The following is a 23,025-nucleotide window of genomic DNA, read 5'->3' as shown; positions in this document are numbered from 1 at the left end:
GGGAGGCGGCGGTGGCGCGAGGAGTTCAAAAAATGCGAGGGGTGGGGGCTGGCAGAAACTCTGAATCATTTGCCGCTGGGGAGGGTCGACCGAGTGAAGCCCACAGACGGAGAACGTTCATGTCCACACCCGATGACCCAAGACCGCCCATTGAGATCGACGACACCGAGGACCGCATGGGCAGCGTCCACGAGCTGGATTTCAGCGAACGCCGCGATGAACGCCAGGGGCGTGTCGGCGACGAGCGACCGGCGCGGGAGATCGCCGAGGATTATCCGCCCCGGCGTGTCGCCGAAAGCGGGATGACCGGCGGCGAGGCGCTGAGCGACAGCCTGCACGAGGACAATGTCACCCTCGATGACCTGAGCCCCGATACGCTGCTCGATGAGACCGGTGCCCGCGATCCGGATGAGCCTGGCAGCGGCGGCCCGGCGGACAAGACCTTGCGCCAGGTGCAGGCCCACGAGATCGGTGGTGGGTTCGGCCTGGACGAGGCCGAACTGGCTCGCTCCGCGCCGCTGGACGGCGAGCTGTGGACCGATGACGTGGTACCCGATGACGAAGGGAGAGAGCCGAGATGAACGAGCAACGCTGTTCCTGCACCCATTGTTCTTGCACAGTGGATGCCAATGCTGTGGTCCAGGATGGCAAGGCCTATTGCTGCGAAGCCTGTGCGAAGGGCCATCGCAACGGCGAGCCCTGTCGTATGAGCGACTGCAAGTGTGGTGAGTTGGCTGAGTCGAAAGAATCCAATGTCGATAATGCACTGGATGAAACATTCCCGGCGAGCGATCCGATTTCGCCATGAGGCCCAGTGGCTGACAGATGTGAGACGGGAGAGCGACAGGACGTTGTTCAGATCATGTGGAAACTCACCCGTCACGCATCTGGTTTGAGTTACGCCCTCAATGGGTCTGCCAGACACCGTTGTTGCGTTCGCAATCGCTACGTGCCTGGCCCAAGCCAGGGGTGTCGTAGTAGTAGGTGATGATCCGCGCATCCTTGGGTAGTGCAGGGCGGGTGGCAGGCTCATCACGCCCAGCGGCATCGGGGTTGGCCAGCGTCTCCTGCGTCAGAGGCGCGATGCAGCTGCCAACGCTGCCGTCGGGGCAACGCTCCACCCGACGCTTCTGGCTGTTCAACATTTCCTTGCTTTCGTTGCTGCACGACCAGGCAATCGCCTCAGCGGGCATGTTGCCGTAGCTGTAACAGGTGTGTTGCTGCACCGGTTTGACCGCCTCGCTGGATGAGCGGGTGACCACGTCGCAACCTTCGGCCAGCACCTGCCCGCTGCTCAGGGTGCCCAGCATTGCCATGTACAGAGCGAATCGCATGATATACCTCCCGGGCACCAGGGCCCGTCAGCGCTTGTCGAGGGCTGCCCCGGCCTGTCTGCGCAAGGCCTTGGCACGCTTTTCGAGGATCAGGTAGGTCACCACCGCCATTAGCAGCGGGATCAGGTAGTACAACGTCCGATAGCCGAGCAGTGCGGCCACCAGGGTGCCTTGGCCTAGCTGGCCGTGGAGCAGCGCCAGGAATACGGCTTCCAGTACGCCGAGTCCGGCAGGAATGTGAGCGACCACGCCGGCGACGCAACTGATCAGCAACACACCCAGCACCGAGGGATAGAACAGCTCAGGGGGCAACAGCAGGTGAATCAGCGCTGCCATCAGCGCCCAGTTGCTTGCGCCCAGCGCCACCTGGCAGAGGGCCATACGCAGGCTCGGCAGAGTGACTTCGTGCCCGCGCAGCGCCCACGTGCGCCGCGTGGCGAAGGCACAGGCGCACAGGTATGCCAACGCTACCGCCACCATCAATACGCCGATCAGGCGCAGGCCGCTGGCACCCACCGCCCAGCTTTCCGGCAGTTTCACAAAGCCCAGGGCGAATACCGTACCGGCCAGCAGCAGGTAGCCCATCCAGTTGGTCAACAGCCCCAAGGTGATGATGCGGGTGATGGTTGGGGTATCCAGGCCCAGCCGGCTGTACAGGCGATAACGCAGGGCAACGCCACCGACCCAGGTGGTGAAGTTGAGGTTGAACGCATAGCAGACGAACGCTACCGGCAGTACCTGTCGGGCCGGCAGGTGGTGGCCTGTGTAGGCGCGGGCGAGCAGGTCGTAGCTGGCGAATACCAGGTAGCTGCACAGGGCCAGCAGCAACCCCAAGGCCAGGGTCGAGGGCCGGTACGCCAGCAGCGACTGGCGGACTTCGTTCCAGTCCAGGTTACGTGCCAGGGTGAACAGCAGTACCGGTATCAACACCAGGAACAGCACGGTCAGCAAGCGCTTGCCCCAGGTCTTCCAGCGTGAAGTGGCCATCATGTCTTGCCCCCGTGGTAGTCGGCCGGGGCCTCGCCGTCGCCTTGCAGCGACTGCAGGCGCTGCCGGTGCGCCGGAAACCAGCCGGCGATCCGCGGGAAATAGCGCGTGATGTGGAAGCCCAGAAAGATCAGCGGGGCACGCCACCAGTAGCCGCGCACCATGCGCTCCAGCGTCACGGTCTTGCAGTGCTCCCGGCTCAGTTCGGTCAAGTGCTGGTACAGGTGTTCGTTGAACGCGGGGTCGCGAATCAGCAGGTTGGCCTCAAGGTTGAACGACAGGCTCAGGGGGTCGAGGTTGCTTGAGCCTACGGTGGACCAGTCATTGTCCACCAACGCAACCTTGCCATGGAGCGGCCGCTGGCAGTACTCATGGATGCGCACGTCGTCGCGCGACAGGTAGTTGTAGAGCAGCCGCGAGAGCGCGCGTACCCAGCGCATGTCCGGTTGCCCCTGGAGGATCAGCGTCACCTCGACCCCGCGCCGGGCGGCGTTGCGCAGTTCGCGCAGCAAGCGGTAGCCCGGGAAGAAGTAGGCGTTGGCCACGACGATACGATGCCTTGCTTCACGGAAAACCTGCAGGTAGCAGGCTTCGATATCGTTGCGATGGCGCTGGTTGTCGCGCTCCACCAGCACGGCGCTCGTCGGGCCTGAAGCGATGCCGCCCGGCTGAACCCTGCTGGCGGCATCCAGCACCGGTGCGAGCATGCGGCAGGAAGAAGCATGCACCTGGGCCACCACCGGGCCGACGACCTCCACGGCGTAGTCCTGCTTGGCCTGTGGGCCGAAGTCATCCAGGTGGTCGGCACTGTAATTGATGCCGCCAATGAAGGCGCGTTGCCCGTCGATCACCAGGATCTTGCGGTGCAAGCGGCGAAACAGGTTGGTGCGCATGCCCACCAGCCGTGGTTGCGGATCGAAGGAATGGAAACGCACCCCGGCCTCGGTCATCGACGAGATGAAATCGTCAGGCAGGTCGGCGGTGCCGTAGCCGTCCACCGCCACCTCGACCCGCACCCCGCGCCGCGCGGCATCGATCAGGGCGTGGCGCAAGGGTTGACCGACCTTGTCGTCGTAAATGATGAAAGTTTCCAGGAGGATTTCCTCGCGTGCCTGGGCCATGGCCTCGAATACGCGGGGGTAATACTGCTCGCCGTTTATCAGCAACTCGACGCGGTTGCCGTCGCACCAATTCAGTTTCATAGCGTCACCTGCGCCACCAGCGGGGCATGGTCGGAGAGGTGGGACCATGGGTATCTGGACAACACCCGTGCTTCGCAAGCTTGTGCGTTACGCAGGTAGATGCGGTCCAGCCGCAGCATCGGCAAGCGCGCGGGAAAGCTGCGTGCCGGCTTGCCGAAAGCTTCCACCAGGTGGCCCGACAGCCGCGCATCTGCTTTCAGGCGCCAATCGTTGAAGTCGCCGGCGACGATGACCGGCTCATCCGGCGGCAGGCTGTCCAGCAATGTCAGCAGCAGGCCGACCTGACGCTGACGATGCTCCTCACGCAGGCCCAGGTGTACGCAGACGGTGTGCACCTGTTCATGGCCCGGCACTTCCAGCTGGCAATGCAGCAGGCCCCGTTCTTCGTTGCCATGGACCGAAACATCCAGGTTGTCATGGGCACGGATGGGGAACTTGGACAGCAGGGCGTTGCCATGGTCGCCATGGGGGTAGACCGCATTGCGGCCATAGGCGAACTGCGGCCACATGCTGTCGGCGAGGAATTCGTACTGGGGTGTCTGTGGCCACTTGGGATGGCGCTCGGCATGATGGTGATGAGTGCCGTGCACCTCCTGGAGAAACACCAGGTCGGCGCCGGTCGAGCGTACCGCCTCGCGCAGCTCCGGCAAAATGAAGCGGCGGTTGAACAGGGTGAAGCCTTTGTGCACGTTGAGGGTCAGTACCGTCAGGCGATGTACGGCGGTGACCTTGTCGATGATGCAGCGGGGGGCGGGCAGTGTCGGGTTCATAGCGGCTCCTGCGGCTCGACGCCTGGTTCGGTCACCAACTCGCCGTCAAGGCCTAGCTTGTCCAGCAGGCGGCGGGCATCGTAGGGGGCGTGGACTTTCTGGTCGTTGTCGAAGTAGCAGTAGACGTCACGGGAGGTGCGTTTTGCCGGAGCGCGGCGCACCACACGCTGAGCATCCTCAGGCTGGCTGCCCGCAGCCCAGGCCTGGATGCGCAGGCGCCAGCGGCGCAGCGCCCTGGCCGTGTAGCCGCTGCTGTACAGTTCGACATCGCCATGCAGGCGCAGGTACACGAACTCGGCCGTGACCTCTTCGACATAGGGCCATTTGCCGGCGCTGTCGGCGACCACCAGGGCAACCTTGTGCTTGCGTAGCAGGTCGATGAAGGTGTCGCAGAGGAAGCTGGGGTGGCGGATTTCCACGGCGTGGCGCAAGCGCGCATTACCCGGCACGGCCGTGCCGCCGTTGCCTTGCAGGCGTTCGGCGGCGTGGTGCGCAAGGCTGCGGGCGGCTTTGCGGTCGCGTGGCAGCTTGGCCAGAAAGTCGCTGAAGCGCTGCGCGTCGAACTTCAGATTCGGGGGAAACTGCCACAGGAAGGGGCCCAGCTTGTCACCCAGCAGCAAGGGGCCCGACGCGAAGAAGTTGGCAAGCGCCTCGTCGATTTCGCGCAGCCTGCGTACGTGGGTGATGTAGCGCGGCGCCTTGACAGAGAACACGAACCCCTCCGGTGTCTCGTCACGCCACTTGGCATAGCGCTCGGGCGTTTGCAGTGCGTAGAACGAACCGTTGATTTCGATGCTGTTGACTGCCCGCGAGGCAAACGCCAGCTCGTCGTCCTGGCGCAGCCCCTCGGGGTAGAAGTCCTTGCGCCATGGGCCATAGCGCCAACCGGAAATTCCGATGCGGATCTCGCTCACCATAAGTCCCTGCGCTCCTGTATGTAACAGTAGCGACAGGAACCGGGACCGGATTGTTCAGTGCGATTGACGAGTGGATGGCCATGCAAAAGGGAACTTTACCGGTGTTGCAATCCTCCACCGGATGCCTGGGTTCCACTGAGGTACACCATGAAGGAGGCTCAGCCATGAAGTTTGATCGGTTTGCACAATGGCTAGCCAACCATAGCGGGCGGCCGTTGACGTTCGTTATTGCCTTTATGCTGATCATTGCCTGGGGCGTAAGCGGGCCCTTGTTTCATTTCAACGACACCTGGCAGTTGGTCATCAATACATCGACCACGATCATCACGTTCCTGATGGTGTTCCTGATCCAGAATACCCAAAACCGTGATAGCGACGAGTTGCACATCAAACTTGACGAACTGTTGCGCACTACCCAACGGGCGCACAAGGCGTTGCTCGACCTTGAAGATATGGGGCCAGCTGAACTCCATGCGCTTCGTAAGCGATACCAGCAACTGGGGGAGCACGACGAAGCGGGGCCAGGCAGGGAGGACTCCCATTGACGTGTTCAAGATCAAGCCACGACATTGTTCAGACAGGGCAAGGCCGTGACGGTGAACAAACCACATTTCTCACACTTCGGAGACTAGATGATGAACAAACCCGACGATCAGCGGCAGAAAGGCCCCCATTCTTCCGATCATGCAACAACTGATCAGGACTTGGGTTTCGACCCGGACTCCCCTGATCTGGACGACCCTCAAGTGGACCCCCAAGGCCCCGCGAAAGCACCAAGGGACGTGGAAAAGAAACCGTGAGCCAAGCTACCGTGGACGCATGTCTGCCGCACATGGCATCCATCTGTTGCCCCGGCTGTTCAAGAGCCGGGGGCAGCACAGCTATCAGAATGTGTACTTCAGCGACAGCATCAGGTTGCGTGGCTCACCGTAAACGTTGCTCGGCACCGCGACAGAGTTGCTGAGGGCGTTGTAGTACTTCTTGTCGAACGCGTTGTTAAGGTTGACGCGCGCATCGATGTGTTCGGTCGGCTTGAACCCCAACATGAAGTCCACCAAGGTGTAGCCATCCTGCTCGATCATGAAGGTGGTGTTCTTGTTGTAGATTCGATTCTGGTGATAAAGGGAGGCTCCGACACGCCACTGGTTGTATTGACCCGGCAGTGTGTAGGACGTGCTCATCTTGAACAGATGGCGGGGTATGTCGGTGTCGAACAGACGGCCCTCGTTTTCTTTCTTGGTATCCTTGACATACTTGGCCTCGGCAAAAGTATAACCGGCAGCCAGTTGCCAATCAGGCGTCAATTGGCCCTGTACCTCCAGCTCTATGCCCTTGCTGCGCACTTTGCCTGCCGCCTCGTAGCACGGGGTAGTCGGGGCAGTAGGGCAACCGTCGGTAAACGATTTCGCACGGTTTTCCTGGTCGATCTGGAAGAGGGCAGCCGATGCGTTCAGTGCCCCGTCGAAGTATTCACCCTTGATGCCCAGTTCATGGTTTTTTCCGGTGATCGGCGCAATGATGTTTTCGGAAGCATCCTTGTAGTTCTGGGGTTTGAAGATATCGGTGTAGCTCACATACACGCTGTGATGCTCGTCGATGTCATAGATCAGGCCGGCGTACTTGGTGACATGCCGGGTGACTTTCAGCTCGCTCGGGGCGGTGCTTTTGTAGGGGGAGGTGGTGGTGTTGTCGTACCAGTCCAGGCGGCTGCCCAGGATCAGCTTCAGCGGGTCGGCCAGGCTCAGGCGTGTGGTGGCATAAACGCTGTTGAGCTTGGCGTTGGTGTTCTGCCAGCCGTACTTGTCCTGGCTCGGCGGTTTTGGTGTGGCGCCAGCATCCCAGTTGTAGAGGTCGATGTTGCTGTTCAGCAAGATGTTGTAGGGCACATCACCGTTGAACACCACCCGCCGGTGGCTGGCGCCGACCACCAGTTCGTGGTCTCGGTCCATCAGGCGAAACGGGCCGCTGGCATAGGCGTCGAAGCTGTTCTGGGTTTCCCGATAGTGCCCCGCGCCGACGAACTGGTTATAGGCCTGGGTGGTGGTGTTAGCGACCAGATAGGTGCCCAGCATGTCGAGGTCGGCCCAGGTTTTGGTGGCCGAGAGGTTGAGCTTCCAGCCATTGTCCAGAATGTGGTCCAGTGCCGCGTAGGCAGAGGCGCTGGTCTTGTCCCAATACTCCCAGTCGCTGCTCAGCGAAGTAGAGCGTGACAAATGCAGGTCGCTGCCGTCAAAGCCCACCGGCAGGCCGGTCCAGCCGTTGCCATTGTTGTTGTCTTGCTGGCGCGATGCACTCAGGGTCAAGGTGGTGCTGTCGTCCAGGTCGGCCTCCAGGATGCCGTAGAACAGGTTGCGTTCGTTTTCCAGTGTGTCTCGGTAGCTGTTGCCGGTCTGATATGCCGTCACCATTCTGCCGCGAACGGTTCCGCTGTCGTTGAGCGCGCCGGAGACATCGACCTCGGTGCGGTAACGGTCCCAACTGCCCATGCTGCCTTCGATGCTGGCCTGGAACTCGCGCGTCGGCCGCTTGCGGATCAGGTTGATCGACGCCGCAGGGTTGCCCGCACCCTGCATCAGGCCGGTGGCACCGCGCACGACTTCGACCCGGTCATACATGGCCATGTCGGCCGACAGCAGGTCCTGGGATACTTGTGAGCTGTCCAGGCTGGTGGGCAGGCCGTCGTACATGATGTTATCGAGGGAAAACCCCCGGGCGTAGTACGAGGATCGTTCGGGGCCAGTCCGGCGCAGGGTGAGCCCAGGAGTGTTCTGCACCACCTCGTTGAGGTTGGCGAGGTTCTGGTCCTCGATGCGTTGGCGCGTGATGACCGTGACCGATTGTGGCGTCTCGCGCAGGGACAATGGCAGTTTGGTCGCCGTCTGCGCTGAACGTGAGGTGTACGAACCTGTGCCTTCGGTGGTGCCAGACAGCAGTGCGCCGGTTACGGTAGTCGCCCCCAGTTCCAGGGCACCTTCGCTGTCCGCTGCCACTTCTATGATGTAGCTGTCCTCACCCTTGAGCACGCGCAGGCCGGTGCCGGTCAGCAACTGGGCGAGGCCATCGCTCACCGAGTAGGTGCCGCTGAGCCCCGGGGTATGCTTGCCAGCGGTCAATTGTGCGTCTGCGGACAGCAAGATGCCGGACTGGCTTGCGAAACGGTTCAGCGCCTGATCAAGGCCCCCAGCCGGGATGGCGTAATGGCGTGTCTGTTCACTTGCGTAGGCCAGTGCGGCAGGCATGGCAAGCAATAAAGGGGCGCCGCCGAGCAAGCTGGCAAGCAGGATGTGGCGGGTCAGCCGTGAACGGGTTGGCGTGGGCAGGTGCGACACTCTGAACGATCCTCTTGAGAAGGCTTGTTGATGGGTTTCAAGAGGTATCCCGTACAACTCGACCAAAACGACAACACCGCACAAACTCTTTTTTGCCATTCCAGGCTGGCAGCAAACGGCCAGCAGTCTTGTGCGTTTCTAAGCCGGGCTGACATTGACCCAGAAGCGCGTCAATCTCTGTATTTTTACGGGCAGCGACTGCTGAACTGCCATCAGCACGCGGTCGGTGTCTGCCAAGGGAAACACCCCCGTCAGTGGCAACTGCGCTACAGCGGGGTCGCAGCGAAGCACACCGGGACGATGGCGAGCCAGCTCGGCGACGAAGTGCCCCAGCGGCATGCGCTCGGCGATCAAGCGGCCGTCTAGCCAGGCGATGGTGTTGAGGTTGGCTGGCCCGAGGTCGCCGAGGCGATTGGCGGAAAACCAGCGACTTTGTCCTGCGTGAAGGCGGCTGGCGGGCGACTGCCGCGGACGCAGCTCCAGCTCGCCTTCAAACAGCTCGACGTGGCTGCCATCCTCACGCTGGTACACGGAAAAGCGTGTGCCCAACGCCTGGATTTCTCCCGCTGCAGTTTCAACGATCAGCGGGCGATGCGCCGGGTCATGACCACTTTCAAGCAACAACTCCCCAGCGAGCAGGCAAATGCGCCGTTCCGACGCGTTGTACCGGATATCAACCGCAGTGCCGCTGTTCAGGCTAAGTTGGCTGCCATCGTCCAGCGAGCGTTGCAAGCGTTCGCCAGTGCCGCTGCGCAGGTCTGCCGTGGCTTCGCGCCAAGGGGATTGTGAATGGACCAGATAGCCGCTCCCGCCGGCCAACAGCAGCGTGCCGAGCAGCTTGAGCGCCTGCCGACGACGTGCATCGGGCAGCTCGCGCAGCACCCCTAGTGCTGTATCCGCTGGGACACCGCTCAGGGTACTTTGCAGGCGCTCCAGGCGTCGCCATGCGCGATCGTGCTCCGGGTCCGCGGCGCGCCATTCAAGAAAGCGCTGCTGTTGCGCCGCTTCGAACTCACCGCTCCATTGCAGCATGAGCCAATGGCTGGCCTGCTCGACGATTGCGGGGGAGAGGGGGGCTTCGCTGACGTTCTTCATTCAGCGTACAGGACCTGATAGCAGGCAGTGATGGCGCGGAGCATGTACTTTTGCACCGAGCTGACGCTGACGTCCAGCCGCGCTGCGATCTGTGTGTAGGTCAGCCCTTCAAATTGCGACAGCAGGAATGCCTCGCGTACCTTTGCAGGCATCTTGTCGAGCATGGCGTCGATCTGCATCAGGGTTTCGATCACGATTGCGCGGGTTTCCAGTGACGGCGTTTCTGGCTCGGGCAGGGCGGCGATGCTCTCCAGATACGCTTGGTGGATACGCTGGCGACGCCACTGGTCTATGACCAGATTGCGGGCGATCTGCACCAGGAATCGACGGCCGTCGCGCTGTTCCGGCAGGCGGCGGGTTACCAGCAGGCGCAGGAAAGTGTCCTGAGCGATGTCCGCCGCCCGCTCGCGATCACCCAGGCGGTGGCGCAGCCAGCCTTGCAGCCAGCCGTGGTGGTCGCGATACAGGCTGTCGATGGGTTGCAGTGGGGCGTCGATGGGCACTTCACCTTTCCGCTAATCAGATGCATATGGGAATTAATCGCGATTGTAAGGTGGTGGGCCGGTTTTGCAAACCGTTGCAGCAACCGTCAGGTGATTGCATGCAAACGGCGCTGGCGTGTTGAACTGGCAAACCAGGTATTTGCCAGTTCACGGGTCGGGCAGCTAGCCAGCAAGGGCCCTGATCAATTGCTCGCTGAAGGCGGGGATATCATCCGGCTTGCGGCTAGTGATCAGGTTGCCGTCCACCACTACCTCTTCATCGACCCAGTCACCACCTGCATTGCGGATATCATCCTGCAATGTCTGGTAACTGGTCATCCGTTTGCCCTTGGCCAGTCCACTCGACACCAGCAGCCAGGCGCCGTGGCAGATCACCGCCAGCGGCTTGCTGGCCGAGTTGTGGCTTTTCACCAGTTTCTGGGCGCCAGGTATCAGGCGGATGGTGTCGGAATTCTGTACCCCACCCGGTAGCACAATGGCATCGTAAAGGTCGAGGTGGGCGCTGTCGAACGTCGCGTCCACCGCAAACTCGTCGGCCGGCTTGTCATGGTTCCAGCCGCGGACAGTGCCTTCCTTGTCACTCAGGATGTCGATCACGGCCCCGTTTTTCTCCAAGGCTTCACGCGGTCCGGTCAACTCCACTTGTTCGAAGCCATCGGTGACCAAAAAGGCTACGCGCTTGCCACTCAGTTTTGCACTCATCGTTCTATCTCCGTTTTCGCCAGGTGTGGATGTGGGACGTCTCGGAAGGGGTGAGAAGTTCCAATGCACTGCTTCAGCGGTAGGGAGGCTGACCGGCTGACCGTTGCAGTTGAACAATTGCGCGGGGCCTGGGCTCTCACTAGCAGGGATAGAACGAGGCGGCCGTCATGAGCATCGAACGCAGCATTCCTGAACTTGAAGCCTGGTACGCGCAGTACGACGACATCAGCTACCGGCGCGAATCGCCGGATGCCTACCACCACGAACTGGTTCGCACCGCCGAGGCGCTGCGGGACGACGGCGCGATTGACTGGGATGACTGGTTGGCGCTGAAGGCACTGGCCGACGAGGCACATATACGGGCAATGGAGGATGCCGTACAGGCTCACGTGAGCGACCCTGACGCATGAAAGCGCTGAAGATCGCCACCTTCAATATCAATGGCATCCGCAGCCGCCTGCCCGCGCTCTTGGCCTGGCTGGAGCGGGAGCAACCGGACATTGCCTGCTTGCAGGAGCTGAAGGCGGCCGATCAGCAGTTTCCGCGCCAGGCCATCGAAGCGGCAGGTTATGGCTGCCTGTATCAGGGGCAACCCTCCTGGAATGGCGTGGCGATCCTGGCGCGCGATAGCGAGCCGCTGGAGGTACGTCGCGGGCTGCCCGGCATGCAGGACGATCAGCAGAGCCGCTATCTGGAGGCTGCGGTGCACGGTGTATTGGTTAGCTGCCTTTACATGCCCAATGGCAACCCGCAACCTGGCCCCAAGTTTGATTACAAACTGCGCTGGTTCGAGTGCCTGATCAAGCATGCCCAAACACTGCAGGGCAGCAGCCACCCTGCGGTGTTGGCGGGCGATTTCAATGTTGTGCCGACCGATCTGGACATCTATAACCCGCGCTCATGGCTCAAGGACGCGCTGCTGCAACCTGAATCGCGGGCGTGTTTCCAACAATTGCTGGCGCAGGGCTGGGTCGATGCTGTTCGTCACCTGTATCCCGAGCAGCGCATCTACACGTTCTGGGACTATTTTCGCAATCATTGGGCGCGCAATGCCGGGCTGCGCATTGATCATCTGCTGCTCAACCCCAGTCTCAGCCCTTATCTGAAGCGGGCGGGTGTGGATGCCTGGGTGCGCAACGAAGCCAAGGCCAGTGATCATGCACCGGTCTGGATCCAGTTGAGCGGGCGTCGCCAGCAGCGCTAGCTGCCAGCGCAGATGCCCGCTGGAACGGGCGGATTGGAAAGGCCTCTGGGCACACATCGGGAAAGTTACACGCACTTCACCTCATCGCGTTCATCTTCAGTCATCAGCGTCGTCTATGCTGATCATTCACCCATGATGCTTGCGATTACACCGAGGACCCGACGTGCGGCTCTATGCGTTCATTACACAGCACATCGAGCTCATTCTCGAGGCTTTTGAGGATTTTGCTCGCACCGTCGAGACCCCTATGCCGGATCTTGATGCTGCAGGCCTGCGTAACCACGCTGAAGCCATGTTGCGAACCGTTGCACTGGACATGGCATCCTCACAGACAGCCCGCCAGCAGTTTGAGAAGTCTCGAGGCATGCAGGCAACGAGCTCGGTCGAAACAGCCGCTCAGGCCCATGCTGTTACCCGGCTGAGTGCCGGGTTCACGCTTGATCAAGTGGTCGCAGAGTATCGTGCGCTGCGTCTTTGGTTTGCGCAGCAGAGGGCTGATGAACCCCATGCTATCGATGATATGGTTCGTTTCAACGAGGCCATTGATCAAGCCTTGAGCGAATCCATCACCTCGTACGGCATCGCGGTGGAGACAACACGGAAACTGGTACTGGGTGTACTTGGGCATGATCTACGAACGCCGATGACGGCAGCCCTTCTGGGCGCCGAGATGTTGAGCCGTAAAGGTCAGCTGAACGAGCGCGACCGAAAAATTGCAGACCAGATTGCGGCCAGTGTGACACGATCCAGGCAAATCGTGACTGATCTACTCGATCTCGCCAAAGCGAACCTGGGGACTGGCATACCCATCCAGAAAGAACCTGTCGACCTTTCCCAGGTGTGCCATACGCTTGTGGACGAGCTTCGCATTTCCCGCCCTGAGATCACAGTTGTCCTGAAGGGCGGCCAGCAAGCATTTGGCCAGTTTGACGTCACCCGGATGGGGCAGGTGTTTTCCAACCTGATAGCCAATGCGTTTCACCACGGTGATCATGCCAGGCCCATCACCGTAACACTGACCCAACGCCCTGAGGCAGTCGAGTTCAGCGTACATAACTGGGGCAAACCCATTGCGCCGGATGTTGTGCCTCATCTATTCAACCCTCAGGCCAGGTACTCCCGATTGGCGTCGGAACATCACGAGGCATCCGGTGGGCTGGGTCTTGGCCTGTTCATCGTCGGCGAGATCGTGGCCCGGCATGGGGGGGCTATCGACGTGGCATCCAACTCGTCATCGGGCACCACCTTCCGCGTATCCCTGCCCCTGGCATGAGCTGGTCACGCCGTCGCTTCCAGTTGCGTATTTTTTCGCCAGCCTCGCAGGTTCATGGCACAGAGGCAGAATTGCAGGATGATCAATGCCCAGGCTTCAGCTTGCCAGCCCCAGACGGCCCACAACACGTTGCTTGCGATAAAACAACAGAAACCTGCCTTCCTCCGCCCCGGACGGCGCGAACCGATGCACCACGCTGCCAGCACAGTCATCAACATCGCAGGCCATTCAAGTAACCCAATCCAGTATTCCATGACACCTTCCGACTGATGATGGGGTATCTGAAGCCGATCACCTGCCACGCGCTGAGCGCTGGCAGGTGATCGCTTGACTACGCCGCTCGCTGCTCGCCCTTGAGCATCTTTTTCTGCATTTCCATGGCTTGCCCAAGCTCCTCGAGGGTGTCCTTGCTGAGCAGCTTCTTCGCGGTGGGGAACAGTTCGCCTTCCTCTTCCTCGATGTGATGCTCCAGCAACTCTTTCATGACCTTGACCCGCCCGGCGAATTCGACGGTGCCGGTTTCGGTATGCAGGAGGTCGGGCAGAACGAGAGCGTCGACAGTGCGGTGTTCTTCCTTGGCCTCGTAGTACATCTTCGCTTCTTCCTTGCCACCCGCTTGCTTGATGGCCGGGTAGAGTATTTCTTCCTCGAGCGCGGTGTGGATCTGCAACTCCTGCTCGATCCTGTGGAGTAACTCGGCCCGTTTCTTTACGGCACGCTCGGTAGTGGTCGACAGCTCTTCGAGCAGCTTCTTCACGAGCTTGTGGTCCTGGATCAGTAAGTCGATAGCGTTCATGGCGTTCCTCATCACGGATTGAATCAAGCACTTGCTCGAGGTTGAGTACACGCAGAAAGAAACGGTTCAATGATTAAGATGGCTGGCATCCCCTCAGGCGCGCCCGCTGCCCTCGTTACGCAGACCGCCTCTAGCCATCTCTGCGTCGTGAATGTGTGAGTGTGAAACCCACAAGGACTCCCAACGCCGCTGCACCGATCAGCAGCGGCGTTTTGTGTTTTGACTTCCTCCAGCCTCCGTCGATATCCCTCTTGCCATTCGGAGGCTCAAAGAGGTTTCCCGATGAGTCTTCGGCCTTGGGACTGCGATTTATCCAGGCGCCACTGTCAGGCGCTTCTCGTTCCGTACCCGATGCACCGGGGGCAACTGGGACAATGGTGTCGCTGGCCTCGATCCGTAAGAGCTCAAGGGAAGTGCCATCGACCAGGGTCAATGTCAGCCCTTCGACCGTGCCTGCCTCCCGGTTTGGAAAAACGGGTTCACCTGCGGCATCCAGGCTGTCATAGATGAAGCGTGTACCTTCAAGCCAGCCCACGGCGGTGAGAAGTTCAGGGCCGAGATAATACTTCCCGTCCTGGAAGAAGCCTGGAAACTGATGAGCGCGCTCCACGTTTTGCACGCGATAGCGTTCGCCGGATTTCATGCCTGTCGCTTGATCGATCATGTTGAAAACCCCTGTAAATGCAGCTGGCAGATGTCAGCCTTTGCTGTGCTCGTCGGAGGTGGGCCCTGTACCTCGCTTGATGCCGCGCGGGCCAGCAACGCCCCAGATTCCCAGGCCGACTACCGGCAGCGCGAGGATCAGCAGGGCCCAGGCCGCTTTGACTGCATCTGACTTGTCGCTTCTGAAGACGCTGACGATGGCCCACAGATCGATGAGCAAGAGGATTGCCGCCACGGCAATCCAGAAGTAGCTGGCAAGACCGTTCATGACTTCACCTCCTCTATACGTAGTCAGGGCCCAAGGTGCCGGGTGCAGCGCCTGGCACGAGGATGACCTTGCGGCAGTTGTCCTGCTTCTGATCGAACACCTTGTAGCCCATGGCTGCTTCTTCGAGGGCGAGGCGGTGAGTGACGATCAATTCCGGTTGTAGACGGCCTGCTTCGATGTGTTCCAGCAGTTCAGGCAGGTATTTCTGGACATGGGTCTGGCCCATCTTGAAGGTAAGGCCCTTATCGAACGCGTCGCCGAACATGAACCCGTGAATGAAGCCCGCGTACATGAACTCGTGGCCAAAGATATCACCCGCTTCGGGCTCTGGAATTTTGCCTCGGTCGAGGTGCAAATCGGAGCCGCAAATGGCGGTGGCAGTCACCTTGAGGATGATGTCGTCTTCTCGCTCGATGATGGGATCAGGGACGTTGTCGACCCTGACGTCGTTTGCTCCGTGGTAGGTCAGTGCTCTCATGCTCCTAGCTCCTGCATCACAAAAATCGTGGGGGTATGCAGGGGAAGCTTCCAGGCCATGCAAAGTTCAAAACAACAGCTTCAATGGCGATGCTTGAGAACGGGCAGACTGGTCCTGTCTGGGCCATCCACCGACCGGCGGCTACCGAGATTCCCCGATTTGCCAGCAACTTGCACTTGAGCTCACTAGGGTCATTGGCCCCCAAAATTCGGGTATGCAACTGCTCATGCAGTGCCGGGCTCTGCTGATCTGAGGCGAACCGATGGCTAATACGCCCCTGTGATTGAACGAGTCGCAGCATGGAAACGTCTTCAGGGAAGAAGTCCATTACTCTGTGTCGCGAGAGGGTGGGTGTTGATGGGTAATGATGATACGAGTGTGTGCATGCGGGACAAACGAAAATGCAGAATCAAATCCAGGGCAACGATAATCTGCCTTCGAAGCGGCAGGGTACTGCTTGTTCGGAAAAAAGGCGGCAAATGGAATTTCCCAGGTGGTTTGATTGAGCCTGGTGAGAGCCCTCATGCAGCTGCGGCAAGAGAGCTACGTGAGGAGACATCCATTGAAGGGCATGGCCTGCTTTCTTTGTGTTCAATCAGAGTGGGGTCAGTTGTGCATCACATCTTCACCACCCGATTCCACGAAAATGAGAAGCCCGTTGCCGACCATGAAATTGTCGCGTGTAAGTGGGTGCTTCGCGAAAAGCTTACCCCTGAATTGCTGAATTCCGCAGCTGCCGGGCTCTTGGCAACGCGGTTGCCTGCTCTGACCGCCTGACCAAGGCTGCAAAGTTGTACAGGAAAATAAGTTTGTATCGAAAATCAGACCGGCTGTCTGTTACCTGTATGACTACCGACTACGTCATTGAACTGCCTCCCAGCTTTGCTATGTTGAGGTTTCCGTATAAGACTAAAGTCGTAGGAGGGCGGCATGCGTGTTCGAGGTGATGTGTTTTGGGAATGGGCGGATCCAGTGCTTCATCATCGTACCCATGACGAGGAGCTCGATGACGGCACCACGATTGATGTGCAGGTCAGGCTCTCGCGCACCGGTCAGACGCAAATGTTCATCGGTGTGTATGCCGGCTGTGGAATGGCATTGCACGAAGAAGCGTTCAATTCTCGTCCAGGCGAGTCCATGACTCGAGCTCTGGCCTGGGGTGTTGATAGAGCCAGGCGCCTGGCCACGGATCAATGGCGCAAAGCGGTGCAGGTGGCCTAGGACAGGGTGTAATTCGAGGTTGATCGTTAGACACAGAGGCTGACGGCCAACTGTTCAAGGCGAACTGCTGCATCTGAATTACGGACGGTGAAGAAACCAGGGCTCTCCATCGCCCTGGTGGACTTAGCGGTTGTCTTCCGTCATCCCGCTGTCTTCGTCCTGAATAGCTTGCGACCCTTCGTCCATACCTTGCTCCCGGTCAGATTTGCTGCCAGAGGTATGCCCTCCTTGACCACCGTGTTGGGTTCCACCACCGGCACGCTGAGGATTATCTTCCTTAAGGTTACCGCCGCTGCCTTGCCCTGTTTGTTGATCCTCAGATTTCCCTCCGGGCATTTGACCGCCTTTCTGGCCGGTTTCCGAAGCCTTCTCACGGTCGTTTGCAAAACTACCAGGGTTGGTTTGCGCGGCGCCGCCTTGCTGACCCGCCTTGTCTTGATCGTTCGCCATGATCATGCACCTCGTGTGTTCACACAGAGAGCCTGTGTTTTCTTCCGATGCCCCGCGAGTACTGGAAGCTCCTTTTACTTTTGTACCTGCTGACAGGGTGCGCGAAAGGTCGTCAAGGGCAACCTATTGCGTGATAAAGAACCCTGCCATGGCTTAGCGGTTGTGGCGCGTCGACGATAGCCCAAAGCGGGTGGGCGACTCGGCCCCTGTCCGATTACAGCACTTTATCGAGCGTGATCGGAAACTCCCTTATACGCTTGCCTGTGGCATGGTAGACCGCGTTCGCCACCGCAGCGGCCACCCCGACAACGCCGATTTCGCCTACGCCCTTGGACCCCAGTTCGTTGACAATGTCATCGTGCTCTTCAACGAAGATCACTTCGATATCCCCGCAGTCTGCATTGACCGGGATGTGGTACTCCGCCAGGTTGTGATTGATGATGCGGCCCAACCGGTGGTCGGTCAATGCGGCTTCGTGCAGCGCCATGCCCACCCCCCAGACCACGCCCCCCAGGATCTGGCTGCGTGCGGTTTTGGGGTTGATCACACGGCCTGCCGCCACAGCGCTGACCACCCGGGCTACCTTGATCGTGCCAAGGTCCTCGTCGACGTGAACTTCCACGAATACCGCCGAATGGGTGGCGGTGGAGAACGGTTGGCGCCTGGCGCCGGGCTCGGCGTCGATCTGCACTTCGAATTTACCGTTGGGGGCGCTCGCCACGATGTCCGCCAAAGCCCAGCGATGGTTGCCCGCGTGCAGGTAGCCCTCGGTGAAAACGATCTGCTGCCGGGGTGTGTTGGCCACCTGGGGGTATATGTTGCGCGCGTGTTCCAGCACCTGGGTGCGCAGGACATGGCAGGCTTGGCGCACGGCCGAGCCCACCGACGACACCGTGAACGATCCGCCCTGAAGCGGGGCGGTGGGCAGTGAGGAGTCACCCAGCATGAAGGTGACATCCTGCACTTTGACGCCAGCTGCGTCGGCGGCGATCTGAGTCATGACGGTATAGGTGCCGGTCCCGATATCGGTGGTGGCACTGCTGACGGTCAGGTGGCCCTGGGCATTGATGCGCGCCTTGGCACTGGCCTTCATCTGCATGGCTTCCCAGACGCCGCCGGCCATCCCCCAGCCGACCAGTTGGTTGCCATTGCACATGCTGCGCGGTTGGGGAGTGCGGTTATGCCAGCCAAAACGTTCGGCACCTTGCTGGTAGCACGCCAGCAGTGCCTTGCTGGAGTAGGGCTTGCCCTCGTTGGCATTGTTGGCGGCAAAATTGCGGCGGCGCAGCTCTACCGGGTCGATCTGCGCAGCACAGGCGAGCTCATCCATGGCGCACTCCAGCGCAATCATCCCGGACGCGGCCCCAGGCGCCAGCATGTCCAGCGGGGTGTACACATCAAGCGAGGCCAGGCGGTAACTGAGCGCAACGTTATCGCACTGGTACAGCATGCCGCTCCATTCGACCAGGTGTTCGGTGAAGTCCTCGAAGCGGGAGGTCTGGCCAAGCGCATCATGAGCGATCGCAAGCAAACGCCCGTTTGCGTCTGCACCCAGGCGCATGCATTGTTCGGTGCGGGGCCGGTAGCCAAAGGTGAACATCTGCTGGCGGGTCAGTGTGACGCGCACCGAGCGCTTCAGGTGCAACGCCGCCATCACTGCCAGCGGCAACTGGTACTGCGGGCGCAAGCCCGAGCCGAAGGCGCCGCCGACGAACGCCGCGCGCACACGAATGTTTGCCTTGGGCAGGCCGAACACCTTGTGCAGGTAGTCCTGGCAGTTCTGCGTGCCTTGGGTCTTGTCGTGGATTTCCAGAGTGCCGTCGGCCTTGTAGTGCACGGTCGATGCATGGGGCTCCATCGGGTTGTGGTACTCGTTGGCCGTCAGGTACGTGGCATCCACCTGCACCGGCGCTTCGGCAAACTGCCCGGCGAAGTCGCCACGCGGCGCCGGTGTTTCGGCGGGGGCGGCATGCGATTTTTGGCATGCGCCCAGGTCTGTCTGGTGAGCCTCCTCGGCATAGTCGATTTTGATCAGCGAGCCTGCATAGCGGGCCAGTTCCAGGGTTTCGGCGATCACTAATGCCAACGGTTGCCCGCTGTACAGCACTCGATCATTGAACAAGGGCCGAAAAGGCGCCCCCTCGGCAGAGTCGGCATCGCTGTAGTCGTCGTCATAACTGGAGACAGGCGGACGATGGCCATGGTCGAGCACGGCGATTACCCCGGGCACGCGCATGGCCTGCGTGCTGTCGATGCCGAGAACCCGACCGCGGGCGATGGTACTGGACACGACGCTGCCGTGCAGCAGGCCCGTCTGGGGGTATTCGCCCGCATAGCGGGCCTGCCCGGTGACCTTCGCCACACCGTCCACGCGGTCCAGGGGCGTGCCGACTACGGGTGTGCTTGTGATCATGGCCGTGCCCCCCCGTTAGCGGCGCCGCGCGCCGCGTCATCCAATGCCCGCACGATTGCTCGCTGGGCGAGCGTTACCTTGAAACCGTTGTGGCTCAGGGGTTGTGCGCCTTGCAGCAACGTTTGCGCGGCGCGGTTGAAGAGCGCTTCAGAAGGCACCTGGCCGGCCAGCAGGCGCTCCACAGCCGGGTCCCGCCAGGGTTTGTGGGCAACGCCGCCCAGCGCCAGGCGCGCCTGCTGGATCACGTCGCCATCGAAGTTCAAGGCTGCAGCGACTGACACCAGCGCGAACGCGTAGGAAGCGCGGTCGCGTATTTTCAGGTAACGGTAATGGCGTTCGAACACCGGGGGCGGCAGCTCGATGCCTGTCACCAGCTCATCGAATGCCAGTTGATTGTCGCGCTCGGGGGTGTAACCGGGCAGGCAATGGAAATCCGCGAAGGGTATCTGCCGTTCGCCGGACCGCCCCTGTACGTGCACTACGGCTTCGAGCGCTGCCAATGCCACGCACATGTCCGAGGGATGGGTCGCGACACAGGCATCGCTGGCACCCAGAATGGCATGGATGCGGTTCATGCCTGCACGCGCAGGGCATCCGCTGCCCGGTTCGCGCTTGTTGCAGGGGGTGCCGGTGTCGTAGAAGTAGTAGCAGCGGGTACGTTGCAGCAAGTTGCCACCGGTGCTGGCCATGTTCCTCAACTGCGGCGATGCCCCCGCCAGGATCGCGTCTGACAACAGTGGATAATGCTGCTCGATCAACGGGTGCCAGGCCAGGTCGGCATTGCTCAACCGCGCACCGATGAATACGCCGCCGCCAGGGGTAACGTGAATGCCGTTCAGCCCAAGGCCGGAGATGTCGATCAGGCGCTCGGGGCGCACCACGTTTTCCTTCATCAGGTCGACCAGGTTGGTACCCCCGGCGATGAAGTGCGAACAGGCGTCAGCCAGGTTCACCGCTTCGCTGACTGAGGCGGGCTTGTGGTAGCTGAAGGGCGTCATGGGTGCTGCCCTCGTGGTGGTTGGGCGCTGTCCGTCATCAACGGCAGGGCTTCTTCTACCGCAGCGACGATGTTGCCGTAGGCGCCGCAGCGGCAAAGATTGCCGCTCATGTGCTCGCGAATGGCCTCGCGGGTGTCGGCACGTCCCTCGTGAACCAGCCCGACCGCAGAGCAGATTTGCCCCGGGGTGCAGTAACCGCACTGGAACGCATCGTGAGTGATGAATGCACGCTGCATGGGGTGCAGAACGTCGCCGTTGGCCAGCCCTTCGATGGTTACCAACTCAGCCCCGTCGCACATGATGGCCAACGTCAGGCAAGCATTGACGCGCTTGCCATCGCGCAGCACGGTGCAGGCCCCGCACTGGCCATGGTCACAGCCCTTCTTGGTGCCGACCAGGTCCAACTGCTCACGCAGCAGGTCGAGCAAGGTGGTCCAGGGGTGCACCTGCAGTGTTCGGGGATGACCATTGAGGGTCAGGCGGAGGGGGTGTTCTTCAGCCCCATTGGGAGAGATCGCGCTCATGGTAGGTCCTCACGGTCAGGGTTCGCGCAGTCCGCTGCGTCTTTGTTGTGCGACCTGGCCGGCTGAGCAAACGTTCAGCCGGTCAGCCGACGTGCCCATCACTTTTTGCCTGGTAGTACCGAGCCGAGCACCTGCTTGGCTGTCTGGACGATGATGCCCGCCTGGTCGGGGTCGCCCTTGAGCAAGGCACTGGCAAACTTCTTCGCTTGCTCCAGCTTGATGTGCGGTGGCAGGGGCGGCACGTTCGGGTCGGTCTTGAACTCGATTAGTACCGGCCGATCCGCAGCCAACGCGCGCTCCCATGCAGCGGCAACATCCTCTTCGCGGTCTACGTAGATGCCTTGCAGGCCAATGGAAATGGCGAACAAATGGTAGGGCACGTCAGGGATCGACTGCGACGCTTCGAACTTGGGGTCGCCCTCCATGACCCGTTGCTCCCACGTCACCTGATTGAGGTCCTCATTGTTGAACACAGCACAAATCCATTGTGGGTTGTCCCACTGTTGCCAGTACTTGGCCACGGTGATCAGTTCGGCGAGGTTGTTCATCTGCATCGCCCCATCGCCCACCAGGGCAACCACAGCCCGTTGCGGGTGGGCGAACTTGGCTGCAATCGCGTAGGGCACCGCTGCGCCCATGCAAGCCAGGCCGCCGGACAGCGAACACTGCATCCCCTGGCGAATCTGCAGGTCGCGGGCAAACCAGTTGGCACAGGAGCCGGAATCGCTGGTGATGATGGCGTGGTCGGGCAGGCGAGGGGACAGCTCATGCACTACACGTTGCGGGTTGATCGGGTCAGCCTTGACCAGGGCGCGCTTGGCCACGGTCTTGTCCCACTGCGCACGCCAGGTCTGGACCTTGTCGCGCCACCGCCGTTCGGTCTTGTATTCAAGTAACGGCAACAGTGCGCGCAGTGTTTCGCTGGCATCGCCGACCAGGTTGACCTCCATCGGGTAGCGCAGGCTGAGCATGTCGGGTTGCAGGTCGATCTGCACGCCTCGTGCCTGGCCTTCCTTGGGCAGAAACTCGGAATAAGGGAAGCCGGAGCCGATCATTAGCAGGGTGTCGCATTCGCTCATCAGCTGATAACTGGGTTCGGTGCCGAGCAGGCCGATCGACCCGGTGACCCACGGCAGGTCATCCGGTAGCACAGCCTTGCCCAGCAGCGCTTTGGCCACGCCAGCGCCGAGTTGTTCGGCGACCGCCATTACCTGCTCAGTCGCCTGCAGGGCGCCGGCACCCACCAGTATCGCCACTTTGCGCCCGGCGTTGAGTACAGCGGCGGCGCGCTGCAGGTCTTCGTCGAACGGCAACACCCTCGGCTTGCTGTAGCCGATGCCTGAGTGCACCGTACCGTGAGCCCTCGGGGGTTCGTTGTAGGGCAGGTCCTGCAAGTCGTTGGGCAGAATAACAGCGGTGACCCGGCGTTCGCCGACGGCCGTACGCACCGCACGGTCGAGCAGGTGGCGCACCTGTTCTGGCGTGGAAGCCTGCTGGACGAACGCACCGGCGACATCCTTGAACATCGACAGCAGGTCCAACTCCTGCTGGTAGTGGCCGCCCAGTGCTGCACGGGCCTGTTGACCGACGATGGCCAGCACTGGCTGATGGTCCATGCGTGCATCGTACAGCCCGGTCAGCAAGTGCGAGGCGCCCGGGCCGGAGGTCGCGATACAAACACCAAGCTCGCCGGTGAACTTGGCATGGGCGCTGGCCATGAAGGCGGCCATTTCCTCATGCCGGGCCTGGATGAATTCAATCTTGCCGTTGGCCCGGCTCAGCGCGCCGAACACGCCATTGATGCCGTCGCCGGGGTAACCGAAGATGCGCCGCACGCCCCATTGATACAAACGCTCCACCAGAAAGTCGCCTACCGTGCCGGTCATTGCCTGCTCCCG

Annotated in this window: 26 protein-coding genes and 3 pseudogenes; 9 read left to right on the top strand and 20 right to left on the bottom strand. The window is 60.9% G+C overall.

Annotation, left to right across the window (positions count from 1 at the left end; all coding sequences use genetic code 11):
* Window positions 1-119 precede the first annotated feature (119 nt).
* Entirely contained in the window at window positions 120-581 is a 462-nt protein-coding gene (locus LU684_RS03470; RefSeq protein ID WP_054888251.1) for a hypothetical protein, read from the top strand.
* Window positions 578-808: a metallothionein gene (locus LU684_RS03465; protein WP_016486327.1), complete on the top strand. Its 231-nt coding sequence runs from the start codon at window positions 578-580 to the stop codon at window positions 806-808. Before LU684_RS03470 ends, LU684_RS03465 begins: the two co-directional genes overlap by 4 nt.
* Before the next feature lie 97 nt (window positions 809-905).
* On the opposite strand, the gene LU684_RS03460 is transcribed toward LU684_RS03465, so the two are convergent.
* From LU684_RS03460 to LU684_RS03440, 5 genes are read right to left on the bottom strand one after another with little or no spacing between them, the layout of a single operon-like run.
* The gene (locus tag LU684_RS03460) at window positions 906-1,334 is read right to left on the bottom strand and encodes a hypothetical protein (RefSeq protein WP_016486328.1); all 429 of its coding nucleotides are present in this window, start codon (window positions 1,332-1,334) and stop codon (window positions 906-908) included.
* A gap of 27 nt (window positions 1,335-1,361) precedes the next feature.
* Window positions 1,362-2,321, bottom strand: a complete 960-nt coding sequence (locus tag LU684_RS03455; RefSeq protein ID WP_024717783.1) for a lysylphosphatidylglycerol synthase domain-containing protein — start codon at window positions 2,319-2,321, stop codon at window positions 1,362-1,364.
* The gene (clsB, locus tag LU684_RS03450; protein ID WP_016486330.1) at window positions 2,321-3,523 is read right to left on the bottom strand and encodes a cardiolipin synthase ClsB; all 1,203 of its coding nucleotides are present in this window, start codon (window positions 3,521-3,523) and stop codon (window positions 2,321-2,323) included. Before clsB ends, LU684_RS03455 begins: the two co-directional genes overlap by 1 nt.
* Window positions 3,520-4,293 (bottom strand): endonuclease/exonuclease/phosphatase family protein, encoded by a 774-nt coding sequence (locus LU684_RS03445; protein ID WP_054888252.1) that lies wholly within the window; start codon window positions 4,291-4,293, stop codon window positions 3,520-3,522. The genes clsB and LU684_RS03445 overlap by 4 nt, the downstream gene beginning before the upstream one ends.
* Window positions 4,290-5,210: a DUF72 domain-containing protein gene (locus LU684_RS03440; RefSeq protein WP_016486332.1), complete on the bottom strand. Its 921-nt coding sequence runs from the start codon at window positions 5,208-5,210 to the stop codon at window positions 4,290-4,292. The genes LU684_RS03445 and LU684_RS03440 overlap by 4 nt, the downstream gene beginning before the upstream one ends.
* A gap of 164 nt (window positions 5,211-5,374) precedes the next feature.
* Between LU684_RS03440 and LU684_RS03435 the strand changes: the two genes are divergently transcribed.
* On the top strand, window positions 5,375-5,755 hold the full coding sequence (locus LU684_RS03435; protein ID WP_016486333.1) for a low affinity iron permease family protein: 381 nt from the start codon (window positions 5,375-5,377) through the stop codon (window positions 5,753-5,755).
* Window positions 5,756-5,845: 90 nt separating this feature from the next.
* Complete coding sequence (locus LU684_RS03430) at window positions 5,846-6,010, top strand: DUF6021 family protein (RefSeq protein ID WP_176393845.1); 165 nt, start codon at window positions 5,846-5,848, stop codon at window positions 6,008-6,010.
* An 84-nt stretch (window positions 6,011-6,094) separates the two neighbouring features.
* On the opposite strand, the gene LU684_RS03425 is transcribed toward LU684_RS03430, so the two are convergent.
* The 4 genes from LU684_RS03425 to LU684_RS03410 all read right to left on the bottom strand — a co-directional run bounded on the left by LU684_RS03425 (window position 6,095) and on the right by LU684_RS03410 (window position 10,839).
* Window positions 6,095-8,539, bottom strand: a complete 2,445-nt coding sequence (locus tag LU684_RS03425) for a TonB-dependent siderophore receptor (protein WP_054888253.1) — start codon at window positions 8,537-8,539, stop codon at window positions 6,095-6,097.
* Between the two features lie 138 nt (window positions 8,540-8,677).
* On the bottom strand, window positions 8,678-9,634 hold the full coding sequence (locus LU684_RS03420; protein WP_054888254.1) for a FecR domain-containing protein: 957 nt from the start codon (window positions 9,632-9,634) through the stop codon (window positions 8,678-8,680).
* Entirely contained in the window at window positions 9,631-10,137 is a 507-nt protein-coding gene (locus tag LU684_RS03415; RefSeq protein ID WP_016486336.1) for a sigma-70 family RNA polymerase sigma factor, read from the bottom strand. The genes LU684_RS03420 and LU684_RS03415 overlap by 4 nt, the downstream gene beginning before the upstream one ends.
* A gap of 162 nt (window positions 10,138-10,299) precedes the next feature.
* Window positions 10,300-10,839, bottom strand: a complete 540-nt coding sequence (locus LU684_RS03410) for a type 1 glutamine amidotransferase domain-containing protein (RefSeq protein ID WP_016486337.1) — start codon at window positions 10,837-10,839, stop codon at window positions 10,300-10,302.
* Window positions 10,840-11,006: 167 nt separating this feature from the next.
* Here LU684_RS03410 and LU684_RS03405 point away from each other — a divergent pair, with 167 nt between their 5' ends.
* The 3 genes from LU684_RS03405 (at window position 11,007) to LU684_RS03395 (ending at window position 13,316) form a co-directional block, all read left to right on the top strand.
* Window positions 11,007-11,249: a hypothetical protein gene (locus LU684_RS03405; RefSeq protein ID WP_054888255.1), complete on the top strand. Its 243-nt coding sequence runs from the start codon at window positions 11,007-11,009 to the stop codon at window positions 11,247-11,249.
* On the top strand, window positions 11,246-12,043 hold the full coding sequence (xth, locus tag LU684_RS03400; protein WP_054888256.1) for an exodeoxyribonuclease III: 798 nt from the start codon (window positions 11,246-11,248) through the stop codon (window positions 12,041-12,043). Before LU684_RS03405 ends, xth begins: the two co-directional genes overlap by 4 nt.
* A gap of 163 nt (window positions 12,044-12,206) precedes the next feature.
* The gene (locus LU684_RS03395; protein WP_054888257.1) at window positions 12,207-13,316 is read left to right on the top strand and encodes a sensor histidine kinase; all 1,110 of its coding nucleotides are present in this window, start codon (window positions 12,207-12,209) and stop codon (window positions 13,314-13,316) included.
* 5 nt (window positions 13,317-13,321) lie between these two features.
* Here LU684_RS03395 and LU684_RS03390 read toward each other — a convergent pair whose 3' ends face one another.
* The 6 genes and pseudogenes from LU684_RS03390 to LU684_RS30650 all read right to left on the bottom strand — a co-directional run.
* On the bottom strand, window positions 13,322-13,570 hold the full coding sequence (locus LU684_RS03390) for a hypothetical protein (protein WP_080641017.1): 249 nt from the start codon (window positions 13,568-13,570) through the stop codon (window positions 13,322-13,324).
* Window positions 13,571-13,647: 77 nt separating this feature from the next.
* Window positions 13,648-14,112, bottom strand: coding sequence for a hemerythrin domain-containing protein (locus tag LU684_RS03385; protein WP_016486340.1), 465 nt, complete (start codon window positions 14,110-14,112; stop codon window positions 13,648-13,650).
* A gap of 316 nt (window positions 14,113-14,428) precedes the next feature.
* Window positions 14,429-14,776: pseudogene (locus LU684_RS03380) on the bottom strand (SDR family oxidoreductase); the annotation flags it as partial.
* A gap of 33 nt (window positions 14,777-14,809) precedes the next feature.
* Window positions 14,810-15,043, bottom strand: a complete 234-nt coding sequence (locus LU684_RS03375; protein ID WP_016486342.1) for a PLDc N-terminal domain-containing protein — start codon at window positions 15,041-15,043, stop codon at window positions 14,810-14,812.
* A 13-nt stretch (window positions 15,044-15,056) separates the two neighbouring features.
* A pseudogene (locus LU684_RS30655) lies at window positions 15,057-15,335 on the bottom strand (glutathione-dependent formaldehyde dehydrogenase); the annotation flags it as partial.
* A gap of 9 nt (window positions 15,336-15,344) precedes the next feature.
* Window positions 15,345-15,521: pseudogene (locus LU684_RS30650) on the bottom strand (glutathione-dependent formaldehyde dehydrogenase); the annotation flags it as partial.
* 357 nt (window positions 15,522-15,878) lie between these two features.
* On the opposite strand from LU684_RS30650, the gene LU684_RS03365 reads away from it, so the two are divergent.
* Together LU684_RS03365 and LU684_RS03360 are read left to right on the top strand one after the other, a co-directional pair.
* Window positions 15,879-16,298, top strand: coding sequence for an NUDIX domain-containing protein (locus LU684_RS03365; protein ID WP_223817393.1), 420 nt, complete (start codon window positions 15,879-15,881; stop codon window positions 16,296-16,298).
* 153 nt (window positions 16,299-16,451) lie between these two features.
* Window positions 16,452-16,742, top strand: coding sequence for a hypothetical protein (locus tag LU684_RS03360; RefSeq protein WP_016486344.1), 291 nt, complete (start codon window positions 16,452-16,454; stop codon window positions 16,740-16,742).
* 123 nt (window positions 16,743-16,865) lie between these two features.
* On the opposite strand, the gene LU684_RS03355 is transcribed toward LU684_RS03360, so the two are convergent.
* The 5 genes from LU684_RS03355 to LU684_RS03335 all read right to left on the bottom strand — a co-directional run bounded on the left by LU684_RS03355 (window position 16,866) and on the right by LU684_RS03335 (window position 23,013).
* Entirely contained in the window at window positions 16,866-17,192 is a 327-nt protein-coding gene (locus tag LU684_RS03355) for a KGG domain-containing protein (protein WP_024717780.1), read from the bottom strand.
* A 214-nt stretch (window positions 17,193-17,406) separates the two neighbouring features.
* Complete coding sequence (locus LU684_RS03350) at window positions 17,407-19,605, bottom strand: xanthine dehydrogenase family protein molybdopterin-binding subunit (protein ID WP_054913782.1); 2,199 nt, start codon at window positions 19,603-19,605, stop codon at window positions 17,407-17,409.
* Window positions 19,602-20,603: an FAD binding domain-containing protein gene (locus LU684_RS03345; RefSeq protein WP_054888259.1), complete on the bottom strand. Its 1,002-nt coding sequence runs from the start codon at window positions 20,601-20,603 to the stop codon at window positions 19,602-19,604. Before LU684_RS03345 ends, LU684_RS03350 begins: the two co-directional genes overlap by 4 nt.
* On the bottom strand, window positions 20,600-21,127 hold the full coding sequence (locus LU684_RS03340; RefSeq protein ID WP_054888260.1) for a (2Fe-2S)-binding protein: 528 nt from the start codon (window positions 21,125-21,127) through the stop codon (window positions 20,600-20,602). The genes LU684_RS03345 and LU684_RS03340 overlap by 4 nt, the downstream gene beginning before the upstream one ends.
* A 98-nt stretch (window positions 21,128-21,225) precedes the next feature.
* On the bottom strand, window positions 21,226-23,013 hold the full coding sequence (locus LU684_RS03335; RefSeq protein WP_054888261.1) for a thiamine pyrophosphate-requiring protein: 1,788 nt from the start codon (window positions 23,011-23,013) through the stop codon (window positions 21,226-21,228).
* Window positions 23,014-23,025: the final 12 nt, after the last annotated feature.

The organism is Pseudomonas sp. NMI542_15, assembly GCF_021283425.1.
Classification (GTDB): domain Bacteria; phylum Pseudomonadota; class Gammaproteobacteria; order Pseudomonadales; family Pseudomonadaceae; genus Aquipseudomonas; species Aquipseudomonas fortuita.
Note: the sequence above shows the minus strand (reverse complement) of the source record. Positions and strands in the feature narration are given on the sequence as shown.

Bases quoted from the DNA above. Each gene is read 5' to 3' on its own strand.
- LU684_RS03470 (WP_054888251.1), top strand. From the start codon at position 120: ATGTCCACACCCGATGACCCAAGACCGCCCATTGAGATCGACGACACC.
- LU684_RS03465 (WP_016486327.1), top strand. From the start codon at position 578: ATGAACGAGCAACGCTGTTCCTGCACCCATTGTTCTTGCACAGTGGAT.
- LU684_RS03460 (WP_016486328.1), bottom strand. From the start codon at position 1,334: ATGCGATTCGCTCTGTACATGGCAATGCTGGGCACCCTGAGCAGCGGG.
- LU684_RS03455 (WP_024717783.1), bottom strand. From the start codon at position 2,321: ATGGCCACTTCACGCTGGAAGACCTGGGGCAAGCGCTTGCTGACCGTG.
- clsB (WP_016486330.1), bottom strand. From the start codon at position 3,523: ATGAAACTGAATTGGTGCGACGGCAACCGCGTCGAGTTGCTGATAAAC.
- LU684_RS03445 (WP_054888252.1), bottom strand. From the start codon at position 4,293: ATGAACCCGACACTGCCCGCCCCCCGCTGCATCATCGACAAGGTCACC.
- LU684_RS03440 (WP_016486332.1), bottom strand. From the start codon at position 5,210: ATGGTGAGCGAGATCCGCATCGGAATTTCCGGTTGGCGCTATGGCCCA.
- LU684_RS03435 (WP_016486333.1), top strand. From the start codon at position 5,375: ATGAAGTTTGATCGGTTTGCACAATGGCTAGCCAACCATAGCGGGCGG.
- LU684_RS03430 (WP_176393845.1), top strand. From the start codon at position 5,846: ATGAACAAACCCGACGATCAGCGGCAGAAAGGCCCCCATTCTTCCGAT.
- LU684_RS03420 (WP_054888254.1), bottom strand. From the start codon at position 9,634: ATGAAGAACGTCAGCGAAGCCCCCCTCTCCCCCGCAATCGTCGAGCAG.
- LU684_RS03410 (WP_016486337.1), bottom strand. From the start codon at position 10,839: ATGAGTGCAAAACTGAGTGGCAAGCGCGTAGCCTTTTTGGTCACCGAT.
- LU684_RS03405 (WP_054888255.1), top strand. From the start codon at position 11,007: ATGAGCATCGAACGCAGCATTCCTGAACTTGAAGCCTGGTACGCGCAG.
- xth (WP_054888256.1), top strand. From the start codon at position 11,246: ATGAAAGCGCTGAAGATCGCCACCTTCAATATCAATGGCATCCGCAGC.
- LU684_RS03390 (WP_080641017.1), bottom strand. From the start codon at position 13,570: ATGGAATACTGGATTGGGTTACTTGAATGGCCTGCGATGTTGATGACT.
- LU684_RS03385 (WP_016486340.1), bottom strand. From the start codon at position 14,112: ATGAACGCTATCGACTTACTGATCCAGGACCACAAGCTCGTGAAGAAG.
- LU684_RS03375 (WP_016486342.1), bottom strand. From the start codon at position 15,043: ATGAACGGTCTTGCCAGCTACTTCTGGATTGCCGTGGCGGCAATCCTC.
- LU684_RS03365 (WP_223817393.1), top strand. From the start codon at position 15,879: ATGGGTAATGATGATACGAGTGTGTGCATGCGGGACAAACGAAAATGC.
- LU684_RS03360 (WP_016486344.1), top strand. From the start codon at position 16,452: ATGCGTGTTCGAGGTGATGTGTTTTGGGAATGGGCGGATCCAGTGCTT.
- LU684_RS03355 (WP_024717780.1), bottom strand. From the start codon at position 17,192: ATGGCGAACGATCAAGACAAGGCGGGTCAGCAAGGCGGCGCCGCGCAA.
- LU684_RS03350 (WP_054913782.1), bottom strand. From the start codon at position 19,605: ATGATCACAAGCACACCCGTAGTCGGCACGCCCCTGGACCGCGTGGAC.
- LU684_RS03345 (WP_054888259.1), bottom strand. From the start codon at position 20,603: ATGACGCCCTTCAGCTACCACAAGCCCGCCTCAGTCAGCGAAGCGGTG.
- LU684_RS03340 (WP_054888260.1), bottom strand. From the start codon at position 21,127: ATGAGCGCGATCTCTCCCAATGGGGCTGAAGAACACCCCCTCCGCCTG.
- LU684_RS03335 (WP_054888261.1), bottom strand. From the start codon at position 23,013: ATGACCGGCACGGTAGGCGACTTTCTGGTGGAGCGTTTGTATCAATGG.